The 21,828-nt window shown below is 48.2% G+C and carries 19 protein-coding genes and 1 pseudogene; 11 read left to right on the top strand and 9 right to left on the bottom strand.

Going from position 1 to position 21,828, the window contains the following annotated elements:
- Positions 1–7: 7 nt before the first annotated feature.
- Positions 8–940, bottom strand: a complete 933-nt coding sequence (gene mmuM / locus ACN9MQ_RS04410) for a homocysteine S-methyltransferase (RefSeq protein ID WP_073395593.1) — start codon at positions 938–940, stop codon at positions 8–10.
- A complete protein-coding gene (gene mmuP / locus ACN9MQ_RS04405; protein ID WP_025205021.1) occupies positions 927–2,327 on the bottom strand; it encodes an S-methylmethionine permease in 1,401 nt (466 codons plus the stop codon). Before mmuP ends, mmuM begins: the two co-directional genes overlap by 14 nt.
- A gap of 336 nt (positions 2,328–2,663) precedes the next feature.
- Between mmuP and ACN9MQ_RS04400 the strand changes: the two genes are divergently transcribed.
- On the top strand, positions 2,664–3,773 hold the full coding sequence (locus tag ACN9MQ_RS04400) for an AI-2E family transporter (RefSeq protein ID WP_020885256.1): 1,110 nt from the start codon (positions 2,664–2,666) through the stop codon (positions 3,771–3,773).
- Between the two features lie 120 nt (positions 3,774–3,893).
- Entirely contained in the window at positions 3,894–5,678 is a 1,785-nt protein-coding gene (locus tag ACN9MQ_RS04395) for a diguanylate cyclase (protein ID WP_073395592.1), read from the top strand.
- A 33-nt stretch (positions 5,679–5,711) separates the two neighbouring features.
- Here the strand turns inward: ACN9MQ_RS04395 and ACN9MQ_RS04390 are convergent, their stop codons facing one another.
- Complete coding sequence (locus ACN9MQ_RS04390; protein WP_020885258.1) at positions 5,712–6,221, bottom strand: hypothetical protein; 510 nt, start codon at positions 6,219–6,221, stop codon at positions 5,712–5,714.
- Positions 6,222–6,241: 20 nt separating this feature from the next.
- Positions 6,242–7,138, bottom strand: a complete 897-nt coding sequence (locus tag ACN9MQ_RS04385) for a LysR family transcriptional regulator (protein ID WP_050737472.1) — start codon at positions 7,136–7,138, stop codon at positions 6,242–6,244.
- Between the two features lie 97 nt (positions 7,139–7,235).
- Between ACN9MQ_RS04385 and ACN9MQ_RS04380 the strand changes: the two genes are divergently transcribed.
- Complete coding sequence (locus tag ACN9MQ_RS04380) at positions 7,236–8,030, top strand: SDR family NAD(P)-dependent oxidoreductase (RefSeq protein ID WP_047355620.1); 795 nt, start codon at positions 7,236–7,238, stop codon at positions 8,028–8,030.
- A gap of 68 nt (positions 8,031–8,098) precedes the next feature.
- The gene (locus ACN9MQ_RS04375; protein WP_108647476.1) at positions 8,099–9,313 is read left to right on the top strand and encodes an L-dopachrome tautomerase-related protein; all 1,215 of its coding nucleotides are present in this window, start codon (positions 8,099–8,101) and stop codon (positions 9,311–9,313) included.
- 404 nt (positions 9,314–9,717) lie between these two features.
- Here the strand turns inward: ACN9MQ_RS04375 and ACN9MQ_RS04370 are convergent, their stop codons facing one another.
- Positions 9,718–10,077 (bottom strand): LecA/PA-IL family lectin, encoded by a 360-nt coding sequence (locus ACN9MQ_RS04370; RefSeq protein ID WP_108647478.1) that lies wholly within the window; start codon positions 10,075–10,077, stop codon positions 9,718–9,720.
- 786 nt (positions 10,078–10,863) lie between these two features.
- Here ACN9MQ_RS04370 and ACN9MQ_RS04365 point away from each other — a divergent pair.
- Together ACN9MQ_RS04365 and ACN9MQ_RS04360 are read left to right on the top strand one after the other, a co-directional pair.
- A complete protein-coding gene (locus tag ACN9MQ_RS04365; RefSeq protein ID WP_014168780.1) occupies positions 10,864–11,628 on the top strand; it encodes a LecA/PA-IL family lectin in 765 nt (254 codons plus the stop codon).
- 87 nt (positions 11,629–11,715) lie between these two features.
- Positions 11,716–13,098 (top strand): carbohydrate binding domain-containing protein, encoded by a 1,383-nt coding sequence (locus tag ACN9MQ_RS04360; protein ID WP_236900105.1) that lies wholly within the window; start codon positions 11,716–11,718, stop codon positions 13,096–13,098.
- A gap of 184 nt (positions 13,099–13,282) precedes the next feature.
- On the opposite strand, the gene ACN9MQ_RS04355 is transcribed toward ACN9MQ_RS04360, so the two are convergent.
- On the bottom strand, positions 13,283–13,975 hold the full coding sequence (locus ACN9MQ_RS04355; protein WP_073395586.1) for a DAPG hydrolase family protein: 693 nt from the start codon (positions 13,973–13,975) through the stop codon (positions 13,283–13,285).
- Between the two features lie 108 nt (positions 13,976–14,083).
- Between ACN9MQ_RS04355 and ACN9MQ_RS04350 the strand changes: the two genes are divergently transcribed.
- A complete protein-coding gene (locus ACN9MQ_RS04350) occupies positions 14,084–14,725 on the top strand; it encodes a TetR/AcrR family transcriptional regulator (protein ID WP_073395584.1) in 642 nt (213 codons plus the stop codon).
- Positions 14,726–14,876: 151 nt separating this feature from the next.
- On the opposite strand, the gene ACN9MQ_RS04345 is transcribed toward ACN9MQ_RS04350, so the two are convergent.
- Together ACN9MQ_RS04345 and yafN are read right to left on the bottom strand one after the other, a co-directional pair.
- Positions 14,877–15,281 (bottom strand): type II toxin-antitoxin system YafO family toxin, encoded by a 405-nt coding sequence (locus tag ACN9MQ_RS04345; protein WP_073395582.1) that lies wholly within the window; start codon positions 15,279–15,281, stop codon positions 14,877–14,879.
- A complete protein-coding gene (gene yafN / locus ACN9MQ_RS04340) occupies positions 15,278–15,571 on the bottom strand; it encodes a type I toxin-antitoxin system antitoxin YafN (protein ID WP_073395581.1) in 294 nt (97 codons plus the stop codon). Before yafN ends, ACN9MQ_RS04345 begins: the two co-directional genes overlap by 4 nt.
- Before the next feature lie 539 nt (positions 15,572–16,110).
- Between yafN and ACN9MQ_RS04335 the strand changes: the two genes are divergently transcribed.
- From ACN9MQ_RS04335 to ACN9MQ_RS04325, 3 genes and pseudogenes are all read left to right on the top strand, one after another.
- A complete protein-coding gene (locus ACN9MQ_RS04335) occupies positions 16,111–17,010 on the top strand; it encodes a DUF4365 domain-containing protein (RefSeq protein ID WP_073395579.1) in 900 nt (299 codons plus the stop codon).
- Positions 17,011–17,093: 83 nt separating this feature from the next.
- A complete protein-coding gene (locus ACN9MQ_RS04330; RefSeq protein WP_073395578.1) occupies positions 17,094–18,074 on the top strand; it encodes a hypothetical protein in 981 nt (326 codons plus the stop codon).
- A 76-nt stretch (positions 18,075–18,150) separates the two neighbouring features.
- Positions 18,151–18,825: pseudogene (locus tag ACN9MQ_RS04325) on the top strand (DUF3644 domain-containing protein); the annotation flags it as partial.
- Here ACN9MQ_RS04325 and ACN9MQ_RS04320 read toward each other — a convergent pair.
- Positions 18,788–20,143, bottom strand: coding sequence for a shufflon system plasmid conjugative transfer pilus tip adhesin PilV (locus tag ACN9MQ_RS04320; protein WP_236900106.1), 1,356 nt, complete (start codon positions 20,141–20,143; stop codon positions 18,788–18,790). The pseudogene ACN9MQ_RS04325 and the gene ACN9MQ_RS04320 sit on opposite strands and share 38 nt — an antisense overlap.
- 333 nt (positions 20,144–20,476) lie before the next feature.
- Between ACN9MQ_RS04320 and ACN9MQ_RS04315 the strand changes: the two genes are divergently transcribed.
- Positions 20,477–21,814, top strand: coding sequence for an anti-phage deoxyguanosine triphosphatase (locus ACN9MQ_RS04315; RefSeq protein ID WP_073395576.1), 1,338 nt, complete (start codon positions 20,477–20,479; stop codon positions 21,812–21,814).
- Positions 21,815–21,828: the final 14 nt, after the last annotated feature.

Genomic DNA, 21,828 nt, shown 5'->3' with positions numbered 1-21,828 from the left:
CACGGCATCAGCGCTGCGCCTTTAGCTCCGCAATGTCTTTCGGCGTGGTCCGGCAACATCCTCCAATCAACTTCGCCCCGGCCGCCAGCCACTGGGGTAAATAGCCCGCCAGCGTTTCGCAGGCTTCGCCATGGTGATGCCAGGTTTTGGTCACGGCGTCATAATGCTCCCCCGAATTCGGGTAGACCACCAGCGGCAGTGCGGTGAGGCTGTGAAGATGTTTCAGTGCCGCGGAGGTATTTTCCAGCGCGATACAGTTGATCCCCAGCGCCACAATTTGCGGATAGCGTTCCAGCGCAGAAATCACATCGCGCAGCGGCGTGCCGTCGCTGAGGTGCTCGCTGTCACGCAGGGTAAACGAGAACCATCCCCGGGCCCGGGGATACTCGGCAAGAAGCGCCGCCAGCGCCTTGATTTCAGCAAAGGATGGCAGCGTTTCGCAGGCCAGCAGATCTGCCCCGGCATCCAGCAGCGCTTCCACGCGCGGGCGATGGAAATCGGTAAACGCTTCTGCGCTTCGCACGTAGTCACCGCGATACTCAGAACCATCCGCCAGGTATGCACCATACGGCCCAACCGATCCCGCGACCAGCAGCGTGCCTGCACGAGGGTTTTCCGCGAGATACGCTTCGCGCGCCTTACGCGCCAGCTCCACGCTTTTGCCAATCAGCGCGCGGGATTGCGCCTCATCCAGGCCTCGTGCGGCAAACCCCGCAGGCGTGGCCTGATAGCTGGCGGTGATCGCCACCTGCGCCCCCGCCCGGTAGTAGTCCAGATGAACGTCGCGGATAAGATCCGGGTTTTCAACCAGCACTTTGGCAGACCACAGGCTGTCTGCAAGATTACAACCGCGCGCTTCCAGTTCCGTCGCCATCGCGCCATCCAGCACCACAAATGGCTGTTTTTCAAGGATGGCGGTAAGCGGATTATTCTGCGACATGTTCAGGCTCCTGCGATGTCATGTTTCGGGTCAGGTAGTAGGCACCATAACACAGGGCAACAAACGGAAGCCCGCAATAAAGGGCAATACGCTGACTCGGGTCAAACGCCAGACCAACACAGGCCACCACACAGAGGATAAAGCCAAGCACCGGCACCAGCGGATACCACGGCGCGCGATACTGCAGAGCGGAAAGCGGCTGACCAGACTGAAGATGGCGACGACGGAAGACAAAATGCGACGCGCAGATGCTGATCCAGACCGCCACCACAGCAAAGCCTGAGATGGCGGACAGTGCGACAAACACCGTGTCCGGTGCCACCACGCTTGAGAACAGCGCCAGTACGCCGCCAAGCATTGAAACAGAAATCGCCGTCATGGGTACGCCGTTTTTATTAACGCGCGCAAAGCAACGCGGCAGCGTTTTTTCATTCGAGAGCGACCATAACATGCGGCCAGAAGCGTACAGGCCCGAGTTCGCCGCCGACAGGATGGCCGTCAGGATCACGAAGTTAAAAATATCAGCCGCGTACGGAATACCGACCTTTTCGAACACCAGTACAAACGGACTTTTTTCCACGCCCGCCTGATGCATCGGGATCAGCGCGGCCAGCACAAACACGGTACCAATAAAGAAGATGATCAGCCGGGCAATGGTGGTGCGAATGGCAACCGGAATCACCTTGTGCGGATTTTCCGTCTCACCCGCCGCGATACCGATAAGCTCTGTCCCGGAGAAGGCGAAGTTCACCGCGACCATGGTCATCAGGATGGGCAGGCCGCCGTGCGGGAACCAGCCTTCGGCGGTAAGGTTGGTTAAGCCCGGCGCGGGAGAACCGTCCTGCATCGGGATAAAGCCAAACACCGCAGCGCCGCCAAGAATAATAAAGGCAATAATGGTGATGACTTTCACCAGCGAGAACCAGAACTCGCCTTCGGCAAAGAAGCGCGTGGAGATGACGTTAAGGCCGAAGATCACCACGCAGAACACCACGCACCACGTCCAGACGGGCACCTGCGGGAACCAGTACTGCATACAGAACCCGGCGGCGGTAAAGCTCGACCCGAGCGCCACCGTCCAGGTAAGCCAGTAAAGCCACGCCACGGTATAGCCTGTAGCCGGGCCAAGATAGCGGGCGGCATAGACGTGAAACGCGCCGGTTTCCGGCATCGCAACGGAAAGTTCGCCCAGACACTGCATCACCAGCCAGACCACCAGCGCGCCAATCAGGTACGCCAGCAGCGTTCCCGCGGCCCCGGTCGTTGAAATGATATAACCAGTATTGAAGAATAGCCCTGTCCCAATGACCCCACCCAGCGAGAGCATAATCAGGTGGCGTGTTTTCATGGTGCGCTTAAGCTGCCCATTTTCTTGTTGTGTTTGCATATTACCTTCTATACGTATGGACATCTAAACATCCAAAGAAGGTGTGTTATACCGCGATTGTTAAGAAAAAGCTAGACGACCAGACGTAATCGAGCGCGCCGCGCGCTGAGTCTGGGGTGGGTTGTGAGGATCACATACAGGAACGGACGCCAGGCCATAAGTACCTCCGCAAGCAGATACTTACAGCATGGCGCGGACCCTGGCGTTCTTCGGTCAGTCGAAAGTGGTATCCGTAAGGAGCGGGTTCATACGCGGGATTTTACAGCGGCGCAATTCTTGGTAAATCCCTCAATCAGTTCTATAGTCGACACAGTTTCATCGTTACAGGATCAACTGATGCGCTTTAACGGACTGACCAAAGGTTTCTTTATCTTCATACTCGCCCTTGTCACCTGGGCTTTCTTCGACGTGCTCTCCCCCTACTTCTCCGCGATTTTATGGGCCGCCATTCTTACCGTTATCTTTAACCCGGTAAAAAACAAGCTGCGCGCGGCGATGGGCGATCGCAACGGACTGGCTTCGCTGTTAACTATCGGCATTATCTGCCTCATCGTCTTTATCCCGTTGATGGTGATCTTTTCATCGCTCGCCATTGAACTGAACGTGGTGTACACCAAGCTGCAAGCGAACAACACCCAATTCCCGGAAGTGGTGGCGAGCATCTTTAACCACCTGCCAGGCTGGGCCAGCGGCTTCCTTGCGGACCACAATCTGACGAACGCGGCGCAGATCCAGAAAAAACTCTCCGATGTGGCCCTGCAGGGCGGACAGTATCTGGCCGGCAGCGCGTTTCTGATTGGTAAAGGGACGTTTGGCTTTGCGATCAGCTTTGGCATCATGCTTTATCTGCTGTTCTTCCTGCTGAAAGATGGTCCGTATCTGGTACGCCAGATCCTTGATTCGCTTCCTCTGTCTGATTTTGCCAAACAGCATCTGTTCGCCAAATTCGTCGGCGTCTCGCGGGCAACGGTAAAAGGTACGGCGGTAGTGGCGGTGGTTCAGGGCACGCTCGGCGGGATTGCATTTGCCATCGCTGGTATTGACGGTAGCGTACTCTGGGGCGCGCTGATGGCGTTCCTTTCGCTGGTTCCGGCCGTCGGCTCGGCCATTGTCTGGGTGCCGGCCGCCATCTTCCTGTTCGCCACGCATCAGCTCTGGCAGGGTCTCTTTATCGTTGGCTTCTTCGTCATCATTGTCGGGCTGGTGGACAATATTCTGCGTCCATTGCTGGTGGGGAAAGACACCAAAATGCCGGACTACCTGATCCTCATCTCAACCCTTGGCGGGATGGAGCTGTACGGCATTAATGGCTTTGTGATTGGGCCGCTGATCGCCGCGCTGTTCATCGCCTGCTGGAACCTGTTCTCCGGTCGCGATCACGCGGGTAACGCCGAAGAGCTGGATGCGGATTTCATCGAGGAAGGAAAAAACCCTCCAGATTTGTGATGATATGACGATAAAGACCACACCAGGCGGCACTGTGCCGCCTTTTTTTTCGCCTTAAATCAAACGTTTTCTATAATTTGAAAGAACGCCATCCTTCTCATGTCGTAAAAGGATCCACAGGTGCGAATCGCAACGATAACTAACTGGGCCTATGGTGCCACGGTCTGCCTGACCCTTGTCTCAGGCATCATCATGCTGATGGCATCCAATGCCGACACCGTGGAACGTCACGCCGTTGAACAGCGGCAGCGCTTTGATGAGCTGACGGAGGATATTGAAACCGACGCCTGGGCGCAGTCCGATTTAGCCCGCCTGTACGTGATAAAAAAAGATCCGCAAACCCTCAGACAATACAGCCAGTCAGAGAACAACCTGAAAAATGTCGAACTGAGGCTGGATAAACTGCGCGATAACGGCGCGTCTGATGAGGAGCTGGCCCTGCTGCGGGAAGGTCTCAAGATTATCGATGCGCTACAGGATGAACAGCAGACGGCCCTGACCAGTACAGAGCGGGGAGAAGATGCTCAGGCCATTGCCCTGCTTTATGGTGCCCCCTATGAGCAGGCGCTGGAACGCGCACAAAACCAGATTGATCACTTTCGCCAGATCCTCGACAAGCGGGTGATTGCGTCCGTGCAGGATGCCACCAAAAAATCGAAAGCGCTGCGTACGGCCTCTGAACTGATGGTTGGCCTGACCGCCCTGCTGTTTCTGTTTGTCCTGGGCTTTATCCTGAAACGCCGCGTGCTGCGCCCCGTGGTGCGTCTGAGCGACGTGGTACACCGTCTGGCGTCGCAGGATTACGCCGTCGAAACGCCGAATTTTAATCAGATTGATGAGATTGGCGATATGGCGCAGGCGATCCGTATTTTTCGTGAAAACGGCCTTGCCCGGCAACGGCTGGAAAAAGAGCGCGACGCCGACTGGGCTGTCCGCGAACTGCTGGCCCGCATGACGCAGCGGCTGCAAGGGTGTGAGAACTTTACCGATGTTATCAACGTGGCGGAGCTGTTTGCCCCCAATATCGCCCCGGGGGTCCCTGGCCGGCTCTATGTCCTTGACCGCGATCCCTGGCAGATGCGCTGCGTTGCCCAGTGGCTCTCCCCCACGGGAGAGGAGATGACGTTTCATCCTGACGAATGTTGGGCAGTAAGGCGTGGTCAGAGCCATCCCCCGTTCAGCGGTAAGCCGGATATCGCCTGCTATCATCTGCCAGAATCACTGGCGTATCGTTCGCTGTGCGTGCCGCTCATTGCCCAGGGCGAGGCCATTGGTCTGCTCTCATTCCAGAATATCACCGCGGAAAATGCCCCTGCCCGAGCTTATCTCGAACTGATGGCCGAAGCGCTCGGTCTGGCGCTGGCAAACCAGCGGCTACGCGATGCGTTGCTGGAAAAAGCATTGTTCGACCCGCTGACCGGCTTGCGCAATCGCCATCATCTGGAAGATACGCTTCATACCCAAATGACACAGGCCATTCGTAACGGCGAACCACTGAGTTGCATGATGATCGATATCGATCACTTCAAGAGCATTAATGACCGGTTTGGCCATGAAGCGGGTGATCAGGTTATTAAAAGCGTAGCGACGATTGTTCAGCGGGCTACCCATGACAACGGAATGGCTTTCCGCTACGGCGGGGAGGAGTTTTTAGTACTGCTTTCCGGTGCTGATGAAGAAGAAGCGCATGACTGTGCTCAACAGATTTACAACGGCGTACAAGGGTTGTCGCTACGTTATGGACTCACGGAGATTGGGCCAGTCGATGTTTCGATTGGTATCGCCAGCTATCCGCAGCACGCCCAGAGTGACAACCTGCTGCGTGCAGCCGATGTGGCTTTGTACCGGGCTAAAGAACTGGGCCGATCGCGGATTGTAAGTTTTGGGATGCTGGAGGCGGGCTAGACGTCATGTTGCGCCACTGAGGCTTTCCCCTGTTCATGAGCGCGTGATAGCCCAAAGCACCACGATACCCAGCGCATTACTGCGTTTTTCAACATATAAGGTGTTATCGAGTTGATAGTCGCCCATCGGGTGACAAATACGTATCTTCTCTTTCAGTTCAGGTTCATATACTTCAGCCCCTTCACAATTATATCTGCCTACAGATTTATATTTGTAAGGAGCACTCCAGGACGACACTTTCCCATCCAGTAAATAAACCGCCGTAAAGACGACGAAAATGGCGAGAGGCATGCTGATAATAAAGGTGCCAATGAACACTTTTAGACGCTCAGAAAACGGCCAACCTTTCAATCGTCCCTTCCAGATAAAAATGACCATCAAAGCCAGCGACAAGAGCAATGAGCCGGTCGCGATGTATTGCATTGCGAGAGCGTTAATAAATGTCACACGGTAAATTTCTACGCGCCAGGTAATAAAACAAATTACCAGCGTCAATACCCCAACAATCGCTGGAATCAAAAACGAATAAGACGTTTTTTTCATATTGCACCCCTCCCTTGTCGTTATTGCGTGGTCAGGAGATCAATCATCGCGCGGGTGGCAGCGGACTGGCGCCGGTGTGGCGCGAAGATCACCGAGAACGGCCGCGAGCGTCCGCGAAGGTGAGGAAGCACCTCCACCAGCTGACCGCGCTGTATCCTGTCCTGGACGATAAATTCATAGCTCTGGCAAATCCCCATACCGTGTTCAGCCAGGGAGACGACGCCAAGCACATCATCCGATGTTTCGATAGGTGAAACGGGTAGCCAGTCCACATCGCGTTCGTCTTCCCGAAACACCCACGGAGCGATGCGACCGGTGCGCGGCAAAATAAACGGCAGACACATGTGTCGGTGCAAATCATCCAGCGTTTGCGGAGTCCCCATCCTGTGAAGGTACGCGGGTGATGCGACCAGCAGCAAAGCGGCATCCTCCAGTTTACGCGCGACTAAACCACTGTCGGGCATCTGACCCAAACGAATCGCCAGATCGAACCCTTCAGCAATCAGGTCGACGTTGCGGTTGGTGATGTTCAGATCCACCTGAACGCGCGGGTAGTGTTGGGAGAATCGCGCCAGCAAGGGCGGCAGGCGATAGTGCCCGTAGGTAGTCGGTACACTCATGCGCACGCGTCCGGTCAGATCGCCTTCCTGACCCTGCCCATCACGTTCGGCTTCATCCAGCAGGGAAAAAGCAGAGCGCGCCTGCTCCAGATAGACTCGCCCTGCCTCGGTCAGGCCTACCCGACGGGTGGTTCGCTGTAAAAGCTGTCGTCCCAGACGCGTCTCAAGGCGAGAAACCGCACGACTCAACACCGAGGGCGTGGTGGACAGGGCGACGGCAGCAGCAGTAAATGAGCCGTGTTCAACGACAGCGATGAAGACCTCAACATCGCCAAGATAATCGAATTTTCTGCTCATTATGCTCTTTCAGGAACAAATGTTTTTCAATTCCGCTAATTTATCTCCAGTTGGGCGATGAGTAAAGTGTGCGCATTCATCACCAGAGGGTAAAATCATGGATCTTCAACTCACCGGTAAGACAGCACTCGTTACTGGCGCAACCGCGGGGATTGGTCTGGCCATCGCCCGCACGCTGGCGCGCGAAGGCGTGGCCGTCACCATTACTGGTCGTGACCACGCGAAATTGCAAAACGCCGTGGCAGACATTACCGCCGCTCAGCCTCAGGCGCAGGTCACCGCCATCGTTGCCGACCTGGGAAACGCTGAGGGGGCAAAAGCCCTGATCGCGGCCTGCCCTGACACCGATATTCTCATCAACAACCTGGGCTTTTACGAAGCCCGAGACTTCGTCGACATCACCGATGATGAGTGGCTGAACATGTTCAACATCAATGTCATGTCCGGCGTTCGCCTGTCACGGCATTACTTCCCGCGCATGCTGGAACGCAACTGGGGCCGGGTGATATTTATGTCGAGCGAAGTCGGCGCGTTCACGCCGCCAGACATGGTGCATTACGGCGTCAGTAAGTCGGCGCAACTCGCCGTTTCGCGCGGTATGGCCGAACTCACGAAGGGGACGGGCGTTACGGTCAACAGCGTACTGCCTTCAGCGACCCGCTCCGACGGCATTATCGAATACCTGCGCCAGACCGCACCTGCACCGGGTATGACCGACCAGGAGATCGAAGCGAATTTCTTCCAGACCTACCGTCCCAGCTCTCTTATCGCGCGAATGATCGATGCTGATGAGATAGCCGCGATGGTCGCGCTGCTGGCAAGCCCGTTGGGCGCTGCCTCTAACGGTGCCGCGGTGCGCGTCGAAGGCGGCACCTTCCGCTCCATTCTTTAATACAGCAGCCGTCATGACCTGAGGGGAATCAGTGTCCCCTGCTTTCCCCTATTTACCGGAGCATAGAAATGTTCAAACGTACCCGTAATATGTCCGCCATCGCGATGGCAATGTTGTTCTCTTTTGCGAGCGGAGTCAGCGCAGCGAACCAGGCCCCTCTTGAGCGCTGGCGCAGCTATACCGGCGTAACCTGGAATACGCCTGAGAAGGAGGAAACGCCGACGCCGTTTTCCGGCTCGGTTAACGCGCCCATCGCAGGCATCCACTTTGATGCAAAGGGAAGAGCCTTTGTCAGTACCCCTCGACTGGTTTCAGCCGGTGCACCCGCGACGTTAAGTATTCTTGATACGACCGTGCAGACCGGACCGGCGCGCCTCACGGCATTTCCGTCCCGCGAGGGGAATGCGGTGGAAACCGCTCCCGATCAGAACCTGCGTAACGTGCTTGGCTTCTATATTGACCGTAAGAATGGCTGGCTGTGGGCCCTGGATATGGGGTTCGTCGCGGGAGAAGCGGAATCCCCCGTGGGTTCGCAGAAACTGATGGTGCTGGATCTGAATACCGGCCGCACGATCAAACGCATTCCACTGGATGGCGTGGCAGACCGCAAGGCGAGTTTCCTCAATGATGTGGTTGTTGATGAGACGCGCCGTGTCGCTTACATCTCCGACAGCGGCTCGCGCAGTGCGCCTGAGAACCGCGTCGGTCTTATCATCGCCGATTTCGCAACCGGCACTGCCCGACGTGTGCTCGACCGTCATCCAGACCTGCAGATTGAGCCGGGTGTGAAAGTCGTCTCGCACGGGGCTGAAGTCTGGCCAGGTCATCCATTACTGATTGGCATCAACGGTATTGCGCTGTCTCCGGATACCGGCACGCTCTACTGGACGGTGACGACAGGGACCCATGCGTTTGCGGTACCAACTGACATCCTGCGAAAGCCTGGTGCTGACGATGCGCAGATTGCGGCGCAGATCCGGGATCTTGGTTCGGTGGGAGGCAATACCGACGGTATCGTGACCGATGCCAAAGGCAACCTCTATATCACCGATGTGACACACAACGGTATTGTCAGGTATGAACCGAAGAGCGGCTCAATGACCCTGTTGGCGTCAAACGACGGCGTACACTGGCCGGACACACCGGCCATCAATCCGAACGGGGATCTGATCTTTACCTCCAGCAGCCTGAACGACCATTTTGCTGGCGCGGTCAAACCTGGCCAGGAGCGCTATGACGTATGGCGTTTACCCCTGAAGGCGTTGCAGGATAAGCACCAGTAACGCGACTGCGCATGCTCAGCACTGGAAACACTACACGCTCACAGGGACTCTCCTTGTGGGCGTGTACATTACTGACGCCGGTGTATGCGAGATAACCGGTGCAGCCAGAAGCAAACGGGCAATGACAGCAACAGAAAAAGGCAAAATGCGGCCAGGAATGCATCCGTTGTAGTAAAATGCAGGACTGAAGCCGCCAGTCCCCCTGCGATTCCACTGAGCACTATCAGGCCAAAAAACACCCACCCGGTAGAGTACCAGAGAATATTGTTGATTAGTCTTCTTATCATCTGCTGAGTTCTGCGAATAATATTGGAATGAATAAGATATCGGTTTGAGAACGCCGGACATAATCCCTGCCGCCATATCAATGGGGCTGAAATCGCTGTATCCGAAACGACCCGTTCTTATCGGTATACATTGACGCTGAAACTGCCGGTATTATCAGAGTATCCAACCTCTGTATCGGCAATATACAGATGCAGGATACCGCTTTGGGGAGTCGCCCATTTATATACTCCACCGCCTATATCATAACCTTTGCCAGAAGTATCAAATCTCGCCTTGAGCACCTTATCATTGCAGGTAATGAGCCCTTCTTTCACCCTGCCATCCGGCACCGCCAGCGCAAATTCTTCTTTACCGTATTTAATCCAGCCAGAGGCCATTATCGTTATCTCATCACCGGCATTCAGTTGCAGGCCTGTATTAATACCGGCAGGAATATTTGCAGGAACTTCTCCGGACCATTCTGGCTTAGCCGTCATGCTATTCTCCTTTATCAAACTTCATTAACATTACATTTGATGCGTGCTTTGCATCAATCAAAGACAAGATTCTCCTGCATGTGACAGACATCACATTTAGTATTCATAACATTTCATCATGGATGCATATGAATATATTTATCTTTTCCAGAGTTATGTCGAAAGAATAATGCGATTTCTTTTTTTACGCCGCGATTTATATAAACACACCAACACAACCAACCACTAACACATTGATTTGTAGTTGATTTTAATGTTAACTATAGGAGTAATCGCACTTTTAATCATGACTGTAATTATACCTTTAGTAAATTAATTACCATGCCTGACTGGCGGTAATAATAGGTACGCGAAGCAGTGAAAGGGCGCCTTACAGCACAGCCTACTGCGATATCCGCCCAATAAAAAACCTCTACTTCTCCACTTAATTTCTCGCCTCCCCGACGGAAAATGAATGGGTTAACAAATATCCACTTAGTTACCCTGTGTATTACTTTTTTGGTTTCAACATATACCTCTCACGCGGACGCATTACCGCTCTGGAGTAACAAAACACAGCATGAGATTAATCCTAATATTTAATTCGCAGAACTGCAGCAGACGGGAGACGAACGGAAATCATCAGCATCATTTCCAGAATATTATTTGCTGAGTGGCATATCTGTTTATATTCTGATTGTGAATGCCGTACCCCTTAGTAACAAAAAACATTATCTGTAGGCTATTTATTACCTCATACCACTGACAAGCTGGACGCTCTACGCTGTCACGATTACGGAGAATTATATGACTGTTTCACCTGCATGGTCGGGCAATATTGACGCAACTGCTGACACGGGCATTAATACCGGACTTAAACTAAAAGCCGGGCAAAAAATCAGTATTATTGCGGAAGGATGGATTAAATACGGTAAAGAAGACTACGCCCTGGCATCGCCATACGGCAGGCTAAAAGAGGGCTTTGTCTTACGGAACGATAAGGTGCTGAAAGCCCGATTCAGTGCATCCGGAAAAAGCTATGACATTGGCAGTGGTGTTTACCAATGGTCGGTACCGGAAGACGGCGAGCTGATTCTCGTGGTCAGTGACTCTTCACATCGCGACAACAGCGGCGCTTTCAGCGCGGTTGTGTATATCGCTGAAGACGAAAAGAAAGCGGCGGCTCAAAAGGCGGACTGGAAAGGTCATGTTCCCGCAACGCGCAGTGACTGGACCCACACCGGCGTATCCGTGAGCAAAGGGGACAAGGTGATGCTGATTGCTGCCGGTACCGCTCAGTACGACAGCCGCGGTCGCAGCTTTGGACCTGACGGCGACAGCCAGCATCCGTCAGCGCAAAAACCGGATCCCACTTTTGTCCTGCCAGAAGCACTGGCGGGGAAATTACTGATCAAAGCGGGTGAGCATATTTACGGTATCGGAAGCGGCGGTAGCGACTGGGAAGTCCCTGCTGATGGCGAAATTTCATTCATTTTTAACGATACAAATGTTGCGTCTGAATACGCCAATAATACGGGAGGCTATGACGTCAGGTTTGTTGTGCTCGGTTGAAACGCCCGCAGGGAGGCAACGTGCCATGCACTGCCTTCCCTGCCGGTTCACTGGAAAACAAAAATGAACGTTAATGGAGCCCCTGATATGAGCATTATGGACAATAAAAAAGTTGATTTGGTTTTCATCATCGACAGCAGTCTTTCAATGAAGGATGAAGCGGAAGCGCTCTGTGCAAAACTTGAGAGCGCCATTGAGGAGGCCAGAAAAGCCTGCCCTTCGGATTTACGAACTGATTTTCTGGGTATCGAAGGCGTTTTTGCCGGCACCAAATTTAATAAAACGGTCCGTCAGTTCCTGACGAGCGAGGCCGGTGCTAACCCGTCCGCCCTGAAAGGCAGAGAGTATGTCAAAGAGGGGAACCCCGCTCAGGAAGATGTGGCGCCTGCTGCGGAGGACGTTATCCGTCATTACAACTGGCGTGACGGCGCTGAAAAGAATGTTTTTGTGCTGGGAGACGAAAGTCTGAAAGGCGGAGAGATGACCCTGGATGCGGGCCGCATCAAAGCCTGCGATGATGCCATTGCCACCGCCCTGGAGTACAGCGTCAAAATCCACTCCTATCTGGGCACGCCTCATGCCTCATTACCTTATCCCACCCCGGATGATGAGAAAGCCATGGTTCGGGAATACAAGCGCCTGGCGCTTCGTACGGGTGGTGAGCATTATATCTACACCTCCGGCATTGCCGATTTTGCCTCGGTTTTAAAAAGCACCATTTGCGCCAGTAAGGCCACGCAACACGACAGCGTGGCGAACAAAAAAGAAGAAGCAGATGCGCTGGAAGGCAAAACGCCAGCGAAGACGCCCGGTAATGGCAGCGATCTTTGCGCACAGGCCCCTGAGATTGTCCGGGCGGTGAATACGCTTGCTGATGTGCTTAAGAACCTGATTGACGCTTGCGCCAGCGACTGCAGTTGCAAAGAGAATACGCCCCCTTGCCCGTGTCAGGAACATCACAACAAACCGGTGCCCCCCTCCTCACCCCCCGCTGCGCCGGACACTCCCTCTGTCAGTCCCGAGCCAACACCATTCCTGGATGAGAGTAAGTTTACGAATAATCATCTGAATCACTGGCAGTTTGGACCGGCAACGCCTGAGCATGAGTTTTACTCAGAAGGTGGCGCGACCATGATTCGTTTTCCGACCACCAATGTTAAGGGCCGGACACACAATGGCGTGCTGCTTTATAAACATTATTCGGAACTCCTGCCGGGGAAACGCTATCGCTTCAGCCTTCAGGCTCGCAGGGACAATGACTACAAGGTGATACCCGAACTGTCACTGCGGGTGGCAGGCCAGGATATTACCTCGGTTACAGCACTTGCCGTGAAAGGCGAGTGGGTCACGCTGTCAGGTGAGTTTACGGCGGCACAGGGCGATAATGTGCTGGAAATTTTCAGCCATAAAGCCAGCGGCGATGGTAATGATTTCAGCATAACTGGAATCACAGTAAGATCAGTCGATTGATTTTGTTACGCTGACTTCATTTCAGATATGAAGTGATGCCGGTTTGGCTACGTGTTAGTTAAACCAGGCATCACTGCTTAGCCAGTGTGCGTCACGCAGGCGATAACGTTGGTCTGGCCCGGTAATACACGGTGGGCATGATTACCCTCGTCGAAACGTTTATTTGAGCAGTTAAACCTGCGAGTTACCAGGGAAGCGCAATTTTCTCATCATTCGCTTTCTCGCCGTAATACAAAGAAGGCAGGAAACGAGACAAGAACGTGAACTCTGTATAACAGTGTCGCATAAGCGCTAATCCAACGTCATCGGCAGGTTCAGCGTGGTCGTCATTACTCATACCCAGAATAAACCGGCTACGCAGCACACACCCAAAAGGCGTATCCCGGACAACATGTAGCATTTGTCCGTCCAGCGGGTCGCCCTGGCTATCCAGTTCAGTTTTTTCACCGAAGCCTATCCTTGCGGCAATGATTGCCGAGACACTCCCATCCGCCATTGCCTTTTCGACAGCCATTTCGCCAAATACCGATGCAGGGTGATGGAATTTAAGACGCGCGGGAATGGGAGGGATTTCAGCTAATGATTCTACTGCATGGATGCTTGCGCCATAAAAACTTTCCCCACGCTTCCAGTTGGCATCCCATCCACGATGTTCAACATGATCAATGGGATGCCACCATTTTATATGCTGCGTCGTTTCAAAGAAGGTAAACCACCAGTTAATCATACGTCCTTTGCAGCCATGTAAATCGGTGCGTACGGCGACCAGCAGACTCCCGTCATCCAGACGTTTAATACCTGTCTCCAGCGGCATGGGAGAAGGATCAAGCAATGCCGAATAATCCAGCCAGGGCCTGGCAATATCGTGTTGTCGCATTTTTTTCTCCATTAGCATTGGGAAGTTCGAACCATTTAGGAAACGAAGTGCGTTTCCTAAACATTACCGATAGAATGGTCGTATGACAAGCGAAAAGGAATCTCCAGGATGACCTCACCAACCAAACCACGCGGACGTCCCTCAGTCCCTGAGGAAGAGGTGAAGAAACAAATCATTGGTAGCGCGATGGCCTTGCTCTTTGACAAAGGCTATGACGCCACAACAATTGAGGCGGTTGCATCGCATGCAGGCGTTGCCAAAAAGACCGTCTATCGCTTTGCGAAAAACAGGGAGGAATTGCTTGGCCTTTCGGTTCGAAACTGGACGGATAACTATGCCCCACTCCTGCAGAGCGATCCGACAGATAAGAATGACGTTTTACCGGCGTTAAGAAAATTACTGGCTGCGATTTGTGGTCAGGCGCTATCAGTAACCGCCGTGAAAATGTTTCGTCTTCTCAATACTGAATTTCCTGGTAAAGATGATCTCCTCAAGAAATACACTGAAAATGGCATAGCGCGCGGCCAACAATTACTCACAGAGTGGATTACACGACAGCAAAAACAGGGCTGGTTGCCGATGTTACCTGCAGATACTAGTGCCAAAGTCATACTCGCCATGTGTGTCGCCGAACCTCTTCGGCAGGCGGCGATTGGTTTAATTGATCCCGTTGAGAAAACCGATATTGAGACACATTTGGATTCTTGTATGCCTTTTATTTTACTTATATTCAGGCAAGGTGATGAATGACATAGTACATGGCGATTCGATAATAGGAACAACACCTGACCACTATCATATTGATAGTATTAACTAATACTCTGTTTCAACTACCTACATGCCCCCATTGATGCCCCCATATGTTTTTCTGCCCTAAATGACAGAGTGTTTTTTGTCCAACTTAATGCTTCATCCTGAACGCTTCGGCCATCATCCCGATCTTATGCATATGGTTATTGTTACGCGCCATTTTATGCGCTTCGGGTTTCAGAATGATAATCAACAGATAGGCATCAGGGTCCATCGCACCTTGGCAGTATACCAAATGCGCCTGATCGCTGGTTCGTTTGAACTGACGTAAAAACTTCGGGAAAGGGGCATCCGCATCGGCAAGATGAATGTGGGCCACTTGCTCTTCTTTTACCAAGGGATAGGTGCGGTCATCATCATAAGGCGCATCACGCCCAAAGGTATCTGGCAACACGCAATCCTTTTTATAGGACAGAAAATCCGCCGCCAAATCATCAAGCTCTTGTTGGCTTAATTGTTGACGGATCAGTGCTGACTTGAAAATCCTGATACTCATTCCGTGAACTCGGTCAGATCCTTGTCAGAGGCGTTTTGCAGCAGTTTCTGTCCACTATCCGCAATATCACTTAAACGTTCAGCCGTTGGCCTGAATCGCGCACCGGTATGAACCCTGCCCTGCTTCTCTTCCAACAGATCGATCAGCTCTTCAAACACCTTAGCACTAACCATGTAGCCAGCGGGACGGTTGTTTGAGAGAACGGCAACCGGTTCATCAATAAAATATTTCGCCGGGTTCTTTCGTAACTCGGTGATGTTGATAGATTTTTCTGCGAGGATACGTTCCATAGATCACCTAAAATCGTGTTTTATTACATACATTATAATGCACATCAAAGCGTACATCTAGTTTAAATGTACTGAGGAGATTAAAGTCTACTTATGAGTGCATGATGAGCTGTGAGGGTGTTGTCGTGCATGTGCAGCCAAGGTCTGCTAGGCTAAGCATCTTGAAAAACGCATTCCGAAAATGAGTGGTCGTTTCATTTTCTGTTCTTTACCCGGGATGAGATGATTCAATTTTGATTTTACGTGTGAGGGCCTCAAGAGACACCCTAATCTTATATAACCACTTCGACTTCGGTCAGAAATGCACATTGGTCTATTAGTTATAGTTGCATTATTTATCCTAAGTGAGTGTGAATAATTTGTAAACATCAAGGAGATTTTCGTGGTTCATCACTTCGTTAGCCTCAGAAAAAAAGTTGAAAAAATATTGCTTTAACGTTAGTTTGGAATGAGTAAAATAATGAAATAGAAAAAGAGTGATTTACAATTTATAAAATAGACAATTTTCATTAAATTATTATACTTAGTGGAGATAGCACTTGAAAGCCCCAAAAACTGAATTAATTAGCAGAGCTGGCGTATATTTTGCTGGGTACGCTTTGTCAATATCAGGTATTATCTTTCGCGAAACAAGCTCAAGTGATATTGGCATAGATGGGCAAATTGAATTAGTTGATAAAGATGGTTCTGCTACTGGCATGTTAGCTGGAGTACAGATAAAAAGTGGTGACTCATTTGTAGACCACAAGAAAAGGATATTCACATTTAAAGCTAGTAAAGAACATTATAAATATTGGGACAATCTTACAATACCAAGCATAGGCATTGTCTTTTCTCCTAAACTTAAAACTGCTGCATGGTTCAATCTAGAAAACCACTCAAAAGAAATCATTAGCAACAACTCCTCTAGCACAATAATTCAGAAGATAGACATCTCCAATGAATTATCTATTGAGAACAGCCCTTGCTGTTATCTTATTAATTATATTAGAAATTATTACAAGCGACCAATAACAGAAGAAAAGTTGAACAACTTTGATTCATTAGACAGTGATAATAAAACATCTAACACTGATAAAATAATTATATGGAAGCGGTTAACTGCCGCATTCTTTTCATCAGAGAGCAATCCGGAAGTCATTTATGATGTTGGATATAGATTGTCATGGCATTTTCCTGTTGTTACAAATGAACAACGGAATTTCTTCAAAGAACGTCTAAATAAAATTACAATACCAGAATTATATAATGTAATCAAAGGTGTAATATTTGCGTATGAAAATGATTGCGACCGTGGTTTCGAACTAATAACAGATCTGTTAAAATACAAAACAGATATTATAAAAATGTTATCAGAACTGATGAAGTCTAATTTACCGACACCGAAAGAAATACTACTACTTAAAGATATTATCGATTGTTTGGTGCAGGATATATAACATATAATCCAAGCTTGCTCTCTACGGACACTGGGCTATACCACATAACATAGATTAAATATTACGCACGACAAGGAGATAGTATGATAACTCTATTTTTAGGAGCTGGTTTTTCGAAATGGGCATTCGACTTACCTTTAGTAAATCAATTATTTGATTTAAATATCTCGGCGACATCAGAGCAAGAGGTAAAAAAACTAGCTTTAATTGAAAAGGATTGGGGAGATTGGCGGAAAAAAAATCCTGATGTAACTCCTGAACAATTTGTCTATTGGTGCATGAATAAATCATCGCATAGAAAAAGTCGCATAATTTGGTATGTGAGTCGTCGCCTAACAGAACCATTCATGACTAAAATCAGGGGTTCATATACTTCGGCAATGTTTGATGAGAGATCAATTAGAGAAAATGAAAGAATAAAGTATCTTCGAGAGTTCTTTGCGAAATTAAGCGAAAATGGTTTAAGTGGAATTCTTACTTGTAATTACGATACAATTACTGAGTGTGCTTTGGGTATGTCTGGATTTAACTACGGTGTCATCGGTGAACAATTGTTCGGAAGAGGAATAAATCCATTATTCCCATGGCAAAATGCACACTTACAGGTTACTGGTTCAATTTCATTAGCTAAATTACACGGTTCGTTGTCTTGGGATATAAATACAAAATACACAAGTGGAAAACCGGGAAGAAATGGAAAAGCACTAATTATTCCACCAGCACCAGAAAAAAAACCACCAGTAGAACTACAGTATACTTGGGCTTTAGGAGCAAAACTATTAGAACAAAGTAACATTTTAATTATATTTGGTTTTGCATTTAACCCATACGATCAGGCATTGTTAGAGTATTTAAAGAAGCATGGTTCTAACCTCCAAAAAGTTATTTTAGTTGATCCATTTCCAAATATAGCAAGTGCCCAAGCACTTTGGCCTGATGTTTCAATACAAGTAATTGACCCAAGAGATAATTTTGATGCTGACACCTTACTTTCAGTGCTTAGTAGAAAGATGAAGAAAACACCTAACAATATTTTACTATCAAACAAGGATCACTCATCTTGAACAACTGCTCTAAATATCGAATATCAGTCAGCTATTAAAATATATTTATATATAATCAGATTGCAAGGATCAAAGAATGAATAGATATGATAAAGTTGATTTAGCATATGAATTTTTGAGCAAAATGGAAAAGAAAGGTGAAGCTTTCACAATAGAACAACTTGTTGAAACCACTGGTTGGGCTATTGACACTTGTCGAACCTATCCGTCTAAACGTTGGCATCAGTACATTGAAAAAGATGGTTCACAATATACAACCTCAGGAATTATTTATCTAAGTAAAGAGGAGTTTAGATCAGTTCACAGTCAAAAGCTTCAACAGACGACCGATCAATCAATAAAAGGAATCTTCATTCATAAAGCTAAAGAATTCGCCCTACTAGCAGTAAGCACTTATAATAATCCATACACAGAATTCAAAACTTATGGATTCATTGTAAATATCATCATCGCTTATACTTCATTATTTCATGCTATTTTTAATAAAAAAGGAATTAATTATTTTCATTTTAATGATAATGCAAAAACAATTTTCATTGATGGCGAGGAAAAAGCATGGGAACTTGCAGAATGCATAGATGAATACTGGCGTGGTGTTATGACACCTGAAAAAGCAAATATAATTTTTCTTATTGGATTGCGAAATAGAATAGAGCATCGAAGTTTACCTGCTATAGATCTTGCGGTTTGTGGAGAATGCCAATCTGCTTTAATTAATTTTGAAAATATTTTAGTAGAAGAGTTTGGTGATGAACATGCGCTAGCGACAAGTCTTGCCATAGCAATGCAATTGACTCGGGTTTCAGAGCAAGCAATCGTGTTCCCTTCATTACCCTTCCATTCGCCATCAATACACCATACTGGCGATCCATCGGTTGCCTTGCTGATAAGTCCGTAGGTAAGCATGTTTCCCCGGTAGTGGCTATTGATGTGGGTTGAATGTATCTACCAGCAATATTGCCTGATGCACTGATGCCACCGGTGGTTTTACCATCATTAGATGCTGACAAAACAAGATCACCGCGAAGCTTTTGACTTCCCCATACATCAAGCTTAACCGATGAGTTGTTATCGCCATTAAGGGAGAGGTAGCCATCACCCGCCCCGCCTGCGACGTTAATCAACACCGCATTCTGATTACTGGACCCACCGCCGCCAATTTGGAGACGGCTGCTGTTAGTCTTGGCAGCAACATAGCTATTCGAATCAATGCCATTCTTAACGGTCAGATAGCTGTTCATGGATACGTTTTTGCCAAAGGTAGAGAAGCCCGTCACCACCAGATCTTCTGAAACACTGACATTCTTGGCAAAGCGCCCATAGGAACCATTAAACGAAACCGCATTGACATCACCGGACGCGGTAATGTCTTTGGCGTTGTTTATGCTTTGACCTCCCATGTTGAGATCGCCCGTCATTGGCAATGTGCCATCACGATGTAGGTAAACAGAATACATGGAGGAATCGTATCCTACTCGGTAGGCCAGCAATCCAGCCGCATTAATCCCACTATAGTTATTTTGGTTCTCAGTCCATTGACCACTCGTACCTGATGCGACAGATGCAGATTGCGTCATACCGCTATCAATCCCTGCTGTTTGCATAGCACGGCCTAATAAGTCATAGCGAATACGGTCTCCTTCTGACCAAGGCAACGTTGTTATTATCAGTCCATTGATAACGTAGTTAGGCGTTGTTCCAGCGCGTTTTAGCAGGATTTTATAAGAAGATTTTTGCATATTGACGCCAGTATGACCCGCAGGCAACAGCCCTTCATTAACCAACGTCTGATAAGTAATTTCACAACCATTAGCCGAACAGGTTCTTGGTCCCGGATCGCTTGTCTGGCTGCTGCTGGATGTCAGGGTTGAAAGCTTGTCAAAATGAATACTGATATAACGATTAACCGCTTCCCCCATCTGTTTCATTTGAGCACCAACGGTATTAGCCATGATGGCTTCTTGATCTTGCTTCATGTCCTGAAACTTTATGGATGTCATTGCAGAGCCAATACCTAAAACTAATGTTATTCCCAATAAGGAAAAACCTTTTTTATTTATTATTTTCATTTTTCATCGTCCTTTTTACTTTCACGTAATTGTTAATTAGCAAAAATAAAAAAGTGGTCAATATTACCTCTGAAATTAAAAAAACATTTTTTAGTTATGAACACCTGATGAACACACACCTTAGGTTGAACTTTAAGTCATCATTGAGTTAGTTAAAATCAATATAATAACTGAATGTTATTGTTACCACCCTATCCATGCACTGTATAACAAACCATATCCCACAAATCTAAATTATTAGATAAAATAGAATACAGCTTTAAATCTTTCTATGCCAAAACTATGCCAAAAAAATCAGTGTAATAATGCCATTAAAAATCAGAGGGTTAATGCATGAATACTGCGTACTGGAGTAGAAGAAAACAGAATGATGATGATAACTACCCTGTAAAAGAATTCAATTCAAATACTGAGGACAGCCAGTACCAAAGAGACAGAGCAAGGGTTATTCATTCGGCAGCATTTAGACGATTACAAACTAAGACGCAAGTATTAGGACTCGGAGAAAATGATTTTTACCGGACACGATTAACACATTCTTTAGAGGTAGCACAGATAGGCTCTGCCATTTGTGAAAGATTACATGAAAAGTATACGACAGATGAACTCATTAGATCGTGGATTCCATCCTTAAGCCTGATTGAGGCTATCGGTTTGAGTCATGATATAGGTCACCCTCCTTTCGGTCATGGTGGTGAAGTAGCACTTAACTATTCAATGATTGATTCGGGTGGATTTGAAGGCAACGGGCAGACCCTAAGAATTGTTAGTCGCCTTGCCGAATACTCACCAAATCATGGCATGGATTTGACTCGAAGAACCCTTTTAGGACTGGTAAAATATCCGGCTCCATATAGCAAAGTAAGAAACTATAATCAAAAGGAAATATCCCAAACTATTCTTCCCTTAAATTTAGATAACTGGCACCCCCCAAAATGTTATCTTGATGATGAAAAAAATTTACTTGATTGGATTTTTAAAGAAATCCCTAAAAATGACATTGAGATATTTTCAACCATTAAATTTGTAGAGAGCAATCATCATGAAACAATTTTCAAATCATTTGACACGACAATTATGGAGCTTGCAGATGATATTTCATATGGAGTTCATGATTTAGAAGACGGTATAGCATTAGGTCTCATAACTAAAAGCATGTGGGAAAGCGATATTATCCCAATAATTTTAGCTCATAATAATAATCAACTGGCAGAAAACATTGATTTCTATAATGAAAATCTCTTCGATGGTTCTAATAAAGAAAGAAAACATGCAATAAGTAAATTAGTAGGGTATTTTATTTCATCTATACATGTTGAAAGGAATGATGTTTTCGACACACCACTTTTAATGCTAAAAGCCACCCAAGATAATGACAGCATGAGCATCTTGAAAGCGTTAAAAAAATTCGTCATGAATCGGGTAATAAAAACTCCAGAAGTTCAGGTTTTAGAATATAAAGGTCAACAAATCATATTAAGGATATTTGAAGTCTTACGTGAAAATCCTAACCGATTGCTTCCAAAAAATACACTCAGTGCTTATAAAAATGCTGAAAATAAAAACAGAGTTTTATGCGATTATATATCTGGAATGACCGACAGTTATGCAACAAAACTGTACCACAAATTATTCACACCAGATATCGGTTCAATTTTTGATAGGTTGTAGATAAAAATATAAAA

This window comes from Enterobacter sp. R-25 (assembly GCF_049913205.1).
GTDB classification, from domain to species: Bacteria; Pseudomonadota; Gammaproteobacteria; order Enterobacterales; family Enterobacteriaceae; genus Enterobacter; species Enterobacter ludwigii.
This window is presented reverse-complemented; position numbering and strand designations above follow the sequence as displayed.

Bases quoted from the DNA above. Each gene is read 5' to 3' on its own strand.
- ACN9MQ_RS04390 (WP_020885258.1), bottom strand. From the start codon at position 6,221: ATGAAAAAAACGTCTTATTCGTTTTTGATTCCAGCGATTGTTGGGGTA.
- ACN9MQ_RS04385 (WP_050737472.1), bottom strand. From the start codon at position 7,138: ATGAGCAGAAAATTCGATTATCTTGGCGATGTTGAGGTCTTCATCGCT.
- ACN9MQ_RS04360 (WP_236900105.1), top strand. From the start codon at position 11,716: ATGAGCATTATGGACAATAAAAAAGTTGATTTGGTTTTCATCATCGAC.
- ACN9MQ_RS04320 (WP_236900106.1), bottom strand. From the start codon at position 20,143: ATGAAAATAATAAATAAAAAAGGTTTTTCCTTATTGGGAATAACATTA.
- ACN9MQ_RS04345 (WP_073395582.1), bottom strand. From the start codon at position 15,281: ATGAGTATCAGGATTTTCAAGTCAGCACTGATCCGTCAACAATTAAGC.
- yafN (WP_073395581.1), bottom strand. From the start codon at position 15,571: ATGGAACGTATCCTCGCAGAAAAATCTATCAACATCACCGAGTTACGA.
- mmuP (WP_025205021.1), bottom strand. From the start codon at position 2,327: ATGCAAACACAACAAGAAAATGGGCAGCTTAAGCGCACCATGAAAACA.
- ACN9MQ_RS04355 (WP_073395586.1), bottom strand. From the start codon at position 13,975: ATGCGACAACACGATATTGCCAGGCCCTGGCTGGATTATTCGGCATTG.
- ACN9MQ_RS04315 (WP_073395576.1), top strand. From the start codon at position 20,477: ATGAATACTGCGTACTGGAGTAGAAGAAAACAGAATGATGATGATAAC.
- ACN9MQ_RS04330 (WP_073395578.1), top strand. From the start codon at position 17,094: ATGATAACTCTATTTTTAGGAGCTGGTTTTTCGAAATGGGCATTCGAC.
- ACN9MQ_RS04365 (WP_014168780.1), top strand. From the start codon at position 10,864: ATGACTGTTTCACCTGCATGGTCGGGCAATATTGACGCAACTGCTGAC.
- mmuM (WP_073395593.1), bottom strand. From the start codon at position 940: ATGTCGCAGAATAATCCGCTTACCGCCATCCTTGAAAAACAGCCATTT.
- ACN9MQ_RS04400 (WP_020885256.1), top strand. From the start codon at position 2,664: ATGCGCTTTAACGGACTGACCAAAGGTTTCTTTATCTTCATACTCGCC.
- ACN9MQ_RS04370 (WP_108647478.1), bottom strand. From the start codon at position 10,077: ATGACGGCTAAGCCAGAATGGTCCGGAGAAGTTCCTGCAAATATTCCT.
- ACN9MQ_RS04375 (WP_108647476.1), top strand. From the start codon at position 8,099: ATGTTCAAACGTACCCGTAATATGTCCGCCATCGCGATGGCAATGTTG.
- ACN9MQ_RS04380 (WP_047355620.1), top strand. From the start codon at position 7,236: ATGGATCTTCAACTCACCGGTAAGACAGCACTCGTTACTGGCGCAACC.
- ACN9MQ_RS04350 (WP_073395584.1), top strand. From the start codon at position 14,084: ATGACCTCACCAACCAAACCACGCGGACGTCCCTCAGTCCCTGAGGAA.